Source organism: Streptomyces sp. NPDC047043, assembly GCF_040644055.1.
Taxonomy (GTDB): domain Bacteria; phylum Actinomycetota; class Actinomycetes; order Streptomycetales; family Streptomycetaceae; genus Streptomyces.
This window is the reverse complement of sequence record NZ_JBEYVO010000027.1, coordinates 1-8,395: the sequence shown is the minus strand read 5'-3', so window position 1 is coordinate 8,395 and position 8,395 is coordinate 1. Positions and strand designations below refer to the sequence as shown.

Sequence of the window (8,395 nt, the reverse complement as noted above, 5' to 3'; positions counted from 1 at the left end):
GTTTCGCGGGCGCTGCTCCTGTCGTAGAGGCGTCCGTCGGAGTTGGCCTCGGCGCCGGGACGGCCGTCGGGTTCCTGGTCGTCATGGCGAGCGGCCTCGCGCGCGCCGCCTCCGTCACCCCGGTGCCTGCCGGGGCCTCGGGCAGCACAGCCACCGGCTCCATGCGCGCCGCGCCTGCCGCCCCCACCCCCGCCGGGGCCCACCTCAGCAAGGGAGTGAGTTCATGAGCACCCCGACCACCGACACCACTCGCCCCTCCTGTTCCGTCACCGGGCTGCGGGTCGTCCTCGGCCGCAGCGGTCCCGACGTCGTCGACGACATCGCCTTCGACGTCGCCGAGGGCGAGATCCTCGCGCTGGTCGGCGAGTCCGGCAGCGGCAAGACCACCATCGCCACCGCCCTGCTCGCCCACACCCGGCGCGGCGCCCGCATCGACGCCGGTGCCGTCGTCCTCGACGGCCGCGAACTGCTCGGCGCCTCGCCCGGCGAGGCCCGCAAACGCCGTGGCTCCGAGGTCGCCTACGTCCCCCAGGATCCCGCCGCCTCCCTCAACCCCGTGATGCGCATCGGCCGCCAGATCCGCGAGGTGCTCGACGTCCACCACGCGGGCACCCCGGTCGAGCGCGACGCCCGCGTCCGCGAGGTCCTCGCCGAGGTCGCCCTGCCCGACGACGACGAGTTCCTGCGCCGCTACCCGCACCAGCTCTCCGGCGGCCAGCTCCAACGCGTCGCTATCGCCATGGCGTTCACGCTACGACCCCGGGTGCTGGTCCTCGACGAGCCGACCACCGGCCTCGACGTCACCACCCAGGCCCATGTCCTCGCGACCGTACGGGAGTTGTGCACCCGGCACGCGGTGGCGGCCGTGTACGTCACCCACGACCTCGCGGTGGTCGCCGAGTTCGCCCACCGGGTCGCGGTGATGTACGCCGGGCGGATCGTGGAGATCGGCCCACGGGAGCAGATCTTCGAGGCTCCCGCGCACCCGTACACCCGCGCCCTCCTCGCGGCCGTCCCCAGCGTCACGGAATCCCGCGTCCTCAAGGGCATCCCCGGCAGCGCACCCTCGCCCGGCCGGCGCCCCTCCGGCTGCCGTTTCCACGACCGGTGTGCGTTCGCCGAGGCGGCATGCGCCGAGCGCGAGCCGGAGTTGACCGAGACCGGCGACGCCCCCGCCCGCACCGCTCCCGTCCTGGCCCGCTGCCACCGTACCGAGCACGTCCGCTCCCAGCCCCTCGAGTTCAGCGTGTCCGCACCGCCCGCCAGCACCCGCCCCGAGCCCGTCCTCACCGTCCGCGGCCTGAGCGCCCGTTACGGCTCCCGGACCGTCCTGCACGGCATCGACCTGGAGGTCGGACGCAACGAGTGCGTGGCCGTCGTAGGGGAATCCGGCAGCGGCAAGTCGACCCTGTCACGTGCCGTCGGAGGGCTGCACGAGGAATGGAGCGGGATCCTGTCCTTCCGGGGCGAGCCGTTGCCGCCCGGCGCCCGGCAGCGCACCCGCGAGCTGCGCAAGGCGGTCCAGTACGTCTTCCAGAACCCCTACCTCGCCCTCAACCCCCGTATGACCGTGGGCAGGATCGTCCGCCGCCCGTTGGAGCTGTTCGGCCTGGCCCACGGCGCCGACGCCACCCGGCGCGTGCACGAACTCCTCGGCCAGGTGATGCTCTCACCGGCCGTCTACGACCTGCGCCCCGACCGCCTCTCCGGCGGTGAACGCCAACGCGTCGCCATCGCCCGCGCGTTGGCCTGCGAGCCGGAGCTGCTGATCTGCGACGAGGTGACCTCCGCCCTCGATGTCTCCGTCCAGGCGTCGATCGTGGGACTGCTGGAGGAACTGCGCTCCAGCCGCGGCCTGTCGATGCTGTTCGTCACCCACAACCTCGCCCTCGTCCGCTCCCTGGCGACCCGCGTGGCGGTGCTCTCCGAGGGCCGCATCGTCGAGGAGGGACCCACGGCCGACGTACTGGACCGGCCCTCGGCCGCCTACACACGGCAGTTGCTCGCGGACACACCCGGCCGCGGAGACGGCTCCGCCGAACTCGTCGAGGAGGGCGCCTGATGGCCACATCAGCCGTCTCGCCCGGCTCCGACACCGACACCCTGCGCGAACCCCAGCGCTGGTATCCCCACTCCACGGAGATCGCGGCGGCGACTCCCCAACCCTGGCCCCGCGCCCTCCGTCCGTTGTCCGTCCGCATCACCGGCGCCGGACGCACCATGGACCTCGACGAGTTCCTCCCCCTCACCCACACCACCGCGCTGGTCGTCATCGCGGACGGCACCCTCGTTCACGAGCACTACGCCCCCGGCATCACCCCGGACGACCGGCTCCTCGGCAACTCGGCGACCAAATCGGCGCTCGCCCAACTGGTCGGCCAGGTTGTGGGGTTGGACCTGGACACCCCCGCTGCCACCCACGTCCCCGAACTCACGGGCAGCGGCTACGCGCGGGTGACGGTCCGTCAACTCCTGACCATGACCAGCGGGGTCGACTGGGAGGAGGACCACCGCGACCGCGCCTCACCCGCCTCCCGGTTGGCCGCCTGCCTCCGCGAGGGAAGTGGCGAGCTGCGCGACCACGTACTGCGCATCCCACCCGGCCGCCCACCCGGCACGGCCTTTGCCTACTGCACCGCCGACTCGCTCGTCCTCGACTGGGTGCGCGAACGGGCGACCGGCCTCGACTTCGCCACCCACCTCGCCCGGCTCTGGCAGGCCGTCGGCGCCGAACACCCCGCCGTCGTCGGCCTCGACGCGTCCGGCGTCCCCATGGCCGGCGGAGCACTCGCGGCGACGGCCCGCGACTGGGCCCGGCTCGGATGGCTGCAGATCGACGGCAGCCGGTGCGGCCGACAACTGCTGTCGCCCGACTGGGTCGAGGCCTCCAGCCGCCCCGAGCAGCCGTTCCTCACCCCGGGCCGACTGCCCAGCACGATCACCGCACACGCCGGATTCGGCTACCACTGGTGGCCCCTGGACGGAGCCGGGCAGCGGGTGACCGCCGACGGCATGCGCGGCCAGTTCGTCTACGTCGACCGGGCCCGGCGCGTGGTCGTGGTGAAGACGTCGGCCTGGCCGCACGGGGACGCCTGGGCCGACCGCCAGCACCGCGACCTGTGCTACCTCGCGCTGCCCGCGATTGCCGCGGCGGTGCGCCCATGACGCAGCACGGCATCGTCACCCCGTACGAAGGCCGGCAGCATGGCGGTTGGGACCCCGAGACCCCGCCCCCCGCCCCCCTGGCCCTGCACCGCACGACCGTCTCCCCGGCCTGGGTGGACTACAACGGCCACCTCAGCGAGTCCTGCTTCCTGCTCGTCTTCGGCGACAACTCGGACGCCTTCTTCCGCTGGATCGGCGTCGACGAGGCCTACCGGGCGGGCGGCCACTCCCTCTACACCGCGGAGACCCACCTCCACCACCGTGGCGAGGCGAGCGAGGGGGACCCGCTGCGGCTCACGCTGCAGATCCTCGACGTCGACGACAAGCGCCTGCACCTCTTCCACGCCATGTACCACGAGGACTCCGGGTTGCTGCTCGCCACCGCCGAACAGATGCTGCTGCACGTCGACACCGCCGCCGGACGGGTCGCGCCCTTCCCCGGGTTCCTCGTCGAGCGGCTGAGCGCCACCCGCACCGCACACGCCCGACTGCCCGTGCCCGAGGCGGTCGGCCACGTCATGGGAATCCCCCGCAAACCGCCCCGCTCTCAGGCAACTTGACGCTTCCTCAGGAGACTCGAAAGGCAGGACGCTCCATGGACTTCGGGCTCACCCCCGAGCAGGACCTCGTCGTCGACACCGTCCGCGCGTTCGTCGAGACCGAGCTCTATCCGTACGAGGACGAGGTCGAGCGCCTCGACGAGGTCCCCGCCGAACTCGCCGCCCAGATCCGCAAGAAGGCCCTCGACGCCGGCCTGTACGCCCCCAACATGCCCGAGGAACTGGGCGGCGGCGGCCTCGACCCCATCGCCCTCACCCTCGCCGAACGCGAACTCGGCCGCGCCTCCTACGCGTTGCAGATGCTGGTCGCCCGCCCCAGCAACATCCTCCAGGGCTGCACCGGCGACCAGATCGACACCTACCTGCTGCCCACGATCCGCGGCGAACGCCACGACTGCCTCGCCATGACCGAACCCGGCGCCGGCTCCGACGTCCGCTCGATGCGCACGCGCGCCCAACGCGTCGACGGCGACTGGGTGATCAACGGCACCAAGCACTTCATCAGCCACGCCGACACCGCCGACTACGTCATCCTCTTCGCCACCACCGGCACCGAGCGGACCGCGCGCGGCGAACGCAGCCGTATCAGCGCCTTCCTCCTCGACAAGCAAACCCCCGGCTTCGAGGTCCGCCGCGGCTCCGCCTGCGTCTCCCACCGCGGCTACCACCAGTGCGAACTGACCTTCACCGACTGCCGGATACCGGCCGGGCAGCTGCTGGGCGAGGAAGGGAGGGGCTTCGAGCTGATGGGGGAGTGGCTCGGCGCCAGCCGGCTCACCGTGGCCGCGACCAGCGTCGGCCGCGGGCGGCGGGTCCTGGAGTCGGCCGTGCGCTGGGCCGCCGAGCGCGAGCAGTTCGGGCAGCCCATCGGCCGCTTCCAGGGCACCGGCTTCAAACTCGCCGACATGGCAACCGACTTGGCGGCGGCCGAACTGCTGACCCTGTCGGCCGCCTGGAAGCTCAGCCACGGCAGGATGACCGACCGGGACGCGGCGATGGCCAAGCTGCACGCCTCGGAGACGCTCGGCCGGATCACCGACCACGCGGTCCAGATCTTCGGCGGCATGGGCCTGATGCAGGAGACGGCCGTCGAACGCCACTGGCGCGACGCCCGGGTGGAACGCATCTGGGACGGCACCAGCGAGATCCAGCGGCACATCATCGCGCGGTCGCTGCTGCGCCCGCACGGGGCCTGACGGGGGAGCGGGGATGACGTCGTCCGCCCTCGACACCGCCCGTTCCGCCCGCGCCCACAACCTCCAGCGCCTCCTCTCACCGCGGCACATCGCCGTCTTCGGCGGACGGCAGGCGGCGGAGGTGGTGCGCCAGTGCCGGCGCATCGGCTACGACGGCGCCATCTGGCCCGTACATCCCACGCACCGCACCGTTGAGGGGCTGCGCTGCCACCCCGACGTGGACGCCCTGCCCGAAGCGCCCGACGCGGCCTTCGTCGCCGTACCGCGCGAGCCGACCGTCGACATCGTCGCGGCCCTCGCCCGGCGCGGCGCCGGCGGCGCGGTGTGCTACGCCTCCGGCTTCGCCGAGACCGGCGCCACCGGCACCGCACTGCAGCACCGGCTGGTGGCGGCCGCCGGCGACATGGCGGTCGTCGGCCCCAACTGCTACGGCATCCTCAACTACCTCGACGGCGCCGCCCTCTGGCCGGACCGCCACGGCGGCACACGCACCTCCCGCGGCCCCGCGATCATCACCCAGAGCGGCAACATCGCGCTCAACCTCACCATGCACCGCCGCTCGCTCCCGCTGTCGTACCTCATCACCGTCGGCAACAGCGCCGCCCTTCAGCCGCACGAACTCGTCGAAGGCCTCCTCGACGACCCCCGGGTGACGGCGATCGGAGTGCACATCGAGGGCCTGGAGGACGTGGCCGGCTTCTCCCGGGTCGCCCTCGAAGCACTCCGACGACGCATCCCCCTCGTCGCGTTGAAGGCCGGCAGCTCACCGCTCGGCGCACGCGCCGCCCTCAGCCACACCAGCTCGCTGACCGGCTCGGACGCGCTGTACGACGCCCTGTTCCGGCGCATGGGAGTGGCCAGGGTCCGGGATCTGCCCGGACTGCTGGAGACGCTGAAGTTCCTGACCGTGCACGGCACGCTGCCCGGCTCACGGATCGCCTCCATGAGCTGTTCCGGCGGCGAGGCGTCCCTGGTGGCCGACCTCGCCCAGCCCCGCGGGGTGACCCTGCCGGAATTCCCCCAACTCACGGACGAGCGGCTGCGATCCGTACTCGGCGAGCGCGTCGGCGTCGCCAACCCGCTCGACTACCACACCTACATCTGGGACGACCGAGCCGCGCTGACGCAGTGTTACGGGGCGGTCCTGGCCGCCGACTTGGACGCGCAGCTGCTGATCCTCGACATGCCGAAGCCGGGCACGGGAGAGGCGGCCTCATGGGACACGGCGGTCGACGCCCTGATCGCCGCGCACCGGGCAGCGTCCCCGACTCCCGCCACCTGCCTGGTCAGTTCGCTGCCCGAAGGGTTGCCCGAGGAGACCGGCACACGGCTGCTCGGCGAGGGCATCGCCCCCATGCAGGGCCTGACCGAATGCCTGGACGCGATCGCCGCCGCCGCGGCCATCGGCGAGGCCCAGTCCGGCGCCGACCGCATCAGGCCGCTCACCTCCCACCCGCCGGCGCACGGCGGCCCGCCCCACACCCTCGACGAGTGGCAGGGCAAACGCGCCCTCGCCGCACGGGGCCTGCGCACCCCCGAGGCGGCCCTGGCCACCGGCCCTGGCGAGGCGGCCCTCCGCGCCCGCGAGCTCGGATTTCCCGTCGTCCTCAAGGCCGTTTCCGCCTCCCTCACGCACAAGACCGAGGCCGGAGCCGTACGCCTGAACCTGACCGACGCCGGACAGGTGCGCGAGGGTGCCGAGGAGATGCTCCGCCGCGGCCTGCCCGACCGCTTCCTCGTCGAGCGGATGGTGCGGGACCCCGTCGCCGAGCTGATCGTCGGCGTGCACCGCGACCCCTGCTTCGGCCCCGCCCTGACCGTCGGCGCGGGCGGCATCCTGGTCGAACTGCTCCGGGACACGGCCACCCTGCTCCTCCCGGCCTCCCCGGACGAGATCCGCACGGCGCTCGCCTCCCTGCGCACCTGGCCGCTGCTCGACGGCCACCGCGGCCGCCCCAGGGCCGACGTCGAGGCCGCCGTCGCAGCGGTGGCCGCCGTGGCCGCCTACGCGCAGGACCACGCGCCGGACCTGGTCGAGCTGGACGTCAACCCCCTGCTGGTGCTCCCCGAGGGCCGCGGGGCCTACGCCGCCGACGTACTGATCCGCCTCACCCGCCCCGCACAGGAGGACCCGCCGCATGCCTGAGCCCGGACCCGCGGTACGGCTCTCCGCCGACGACGGCGTCCTCGTCGTCACCCTGGACCGGCCGAAGGCGAATGTCGTGGACGTCGCCACCAGCCGTGCCCTGTACGCCGCGTTCGAGCGGCTGCGCACCGATCCCGGGCTGCGGGTCGGGGTCGTCACCGGCGCCGGTGAGCGGTTCTTCAGCGCCGGCTGGGATCTCAAGGCCGCGGCGGCGGGCGAGGCGGTCGACGCCGATCACGGGCCGGGCGGCTTCGCGGGGCTGACCGAGTTCTTCGCCCTGGACAAGCCGGTGATCGCCGCCGTCAACGGTCTCGCGCTCGGCGGCGGCTTCGAACTCGCCCTCGCCGCCGACCTGATCGTGGCTGCCGAGCACGCCGAGTTCGCCCTCACCGAGGCCACGCTGGGCCTGGTCCCGGACTCCGGCGGCGTGCTGCGGCTGCCGCGGCGCCTGCCCCCGGCGATCGCCACCGAGCTGCTGCTGACCGGACGGCGCATGACCGCGCCGGAGGCGGCCCGCTGGGGCCTCGTCAACCAGGTCGTCCCCGGCGAACGCCTTCTGCCCGCGGCCATGGCGCTCGCCCGCCGGATCTGCCGCAGCGCGCCTCTCGCCGTAGCGGCGATCAAGGAGATCACGCGCAGGACGCAGAGCCAGGGCATCGAGGAGGCCTTCGCCGCCATGCGGGGGCCCGGCATGCCCGCCTACCAGGCGGTTCTCGCCTCGCAGGACGCCGAGGAAGGGCCACGCGCGTTCGCCGAGAAGCGTCGGCCGGTGTGGACCGGCCGCTGAACGCCGTCAATTCCGCTCGGCTCGGCGGAAGTTCATGCAGCACACGTCCGAAATGTTGAATCAGATACTGGTGTGTCATATGTGACGGTTTGCACCCTCTGTGTAGGTGTGGTGATCTGAATGACGGAGGCTTCAAGCAACCCAGAGGAGATGGTCGTATGCCTTCCACGGACAAGGCGATCGAGGAAGTCACCCGTTTCGACATCGAGGCGGCACTCGACCCCGCCGAGCCGGACGGCGTCTACCGTGACAGCCGGGAATGCGCGGCCCTCGCGCTTCTCTCCGCAGAGACCAAGCTGCTGCTCTCGCCGCCGACCCCCCGCCCCAAGAAGGGCTGAACGAGTCGACGGGAGCAGCTGAATGGAGCAGTCAGGCACTTCCGCCCTGTTGCAGGGCGCGGTGCAGGACCTCTCGTCGGACGTGGTCTCCGCCGCGGAGGGCGGAGATCCGGTCCGTAGGGGGACGCGTGGGGGGACCCGTGGCCATGAGCACGAGCATTGTGCCTTTCGAGGCCGACCGTGACGTGCCGGGCCTGATCGTC

8 protein-coding genes are annotated in these 8,395 nt (G+C 72.7%); all 8 read left to right on the top strand.

Annotated elements, in window-relative coordinates; all coding sequences use genetic code 11:
- Nucleotides 1–227: hypothetical protein (locus tag ABZ880_RS35750; protein ID WP_361271765.1), on the top strand; the 227-nt coding region annotated here is incomplete at its 5' end.
- Nucleotides 224–2,062 carry an ABC transporter ATP-binding protein gene (locus ABZ880_RS35745; RefSeq protein WP_361271763.1) on the top strand — a complete coding sequence of 613 codons (1,839 nt, stop codon included), beginning with the start codon at nucleotides 224–226 and terminating at the stop codon, nucleotides 2,060–2,062. The genes ABZ880_RS35750 and ABZ880_RS35745, both read left to right, overlap by 4 nt.
- A complete protein-coding gene (locus ABZ880_RS35740; protein ID WP_361271760.1) occupies nucleotides 2,062–3,165 on the top strand; it encodes a serine hydrolase domain-containing protein in 1,104 nt (367 codons plus the stop codon). The genes ABZ880_RS35745 and ABZ880_RS35740 overlap by 1 nt, the downstream gene beginning before the upstream one ends.
- On the top strand, nucleotides 3,162–3,725 hold the full coding sequence (locus tag ABZ880_RS35735; protein WP_361271757.1) for a thioesterase family protein: 564 nt from the start codon (nucleotides 3,162–3,164) through the stop codon (nucleotides 3,723–3,725). The genes ABZ880_RS35740 and ABZ880_RS35735 overlap by 4 nt, the downstream gene beginning before the upstream one ends.
- A gap of 35 nt (nucleotides 3,726–3,760) precedes the next feature.
- Complete coding sequence (locus tag ABZ880_RS35730; RefSeq protein WP_361271754.1) at nucleotides 3,761–4,921, top strand: acyl-CoA dehydrogenase family protein; 1,161 nt, start codon at nucleotides 3,761–3,763, stop codon at nucleotides 4,919–4,921.
- 13 nt (nucleotides 4,922–4,934) lie between these two features.
- Nucleotides 4,935–7,067 (top strand): acetate--CoA ligase family protein, encoded by a 2,133-nt coding sequence (locus ABZ880_RS35725; protein ID WP_361271752.1) that lies wholly within the window; start codon nucleotides 4,935–4,937, stop codon nucleotides 7,065–7,067.
- On the top strand, nucleotides 7,060–7,854 hold the full coding sequence (locus ABZ880_RS35720; RefSeq protein WP_361271751.1) for an enoyl-CoA hydratase-related protein: 795 nt from the start codon (nucleotides 7,060–7,062) through the stop codon (nucleotides 7,852–7,854). Before ABZ880_RS35725 ends, ABZ880_RS35720 begins: the two co-directional genes overlap by 8 nt.
- 158 nt (nucleotides 7,855–8,012) lie before the next feature.
- Nucleotides 8,013–8,192, top strand: coding sequence for a hypothetical protein (locus ABZ880_RS35715; protein WP_361271749.1), 180 nt, complete (start codon nucleotides 8,013–8,015; stop codon nucleotides 8,190–8,192).
- The last annotated feature ends 203 nt before the right edge of the window (nucleotides 8,193–8,395 follow it).

Coding starts and splice junctions, on each gene's coding strand:
- ABZ880_RS35725 (WP_361271752.1), top strand. CDS start 4,935: ATGACGTCGTCCGCCCTCGACACCGCCCGTTCCGCCCGCGCCCACAAC.
- ABZ880_RS35730 (WP_361271754.1), top strand. CDS start 3,761: ATGGACTTCGGGCTCACCCCCGAGCAGGACCTCGTCGTCGACACCGTC.
- ABZ880_RS35745 (WP_361271763.1), top strand. CDS start 224: ATGAGCACCCCGACCACCGACACCACTCGCCCCTCCTGTTCCGTCACC.
- ABZ880_RS35735 (WP_361271757.1), top strand. CDS start 3,162: ATGACGCAGCACGGCATCGTCACCCCGTACGAAGGCCGGCAGCATGGC.
- ABZ880_RS35740 (WP_361271760.1), top strand. CDS start 2,062: ATGGCCACATCAGCCGTCTCGCCCGGCTCCGACACCGACACCCTGCGC.
- ABZ880_RS35720 (WP_361271751.1), top strand. CDS start 7,060: ATGCCTGAGCCCGGACCCGCGGTACGGCTCTCCGCCGACGACGGCGTC.
- ABZ880_RS35715 (WP_361271749.1), top strand. CDS start 8,013: ATGCCTTCCACGGACAAGGCGATCGAGGAAGTCACCCGTTTCGACATC.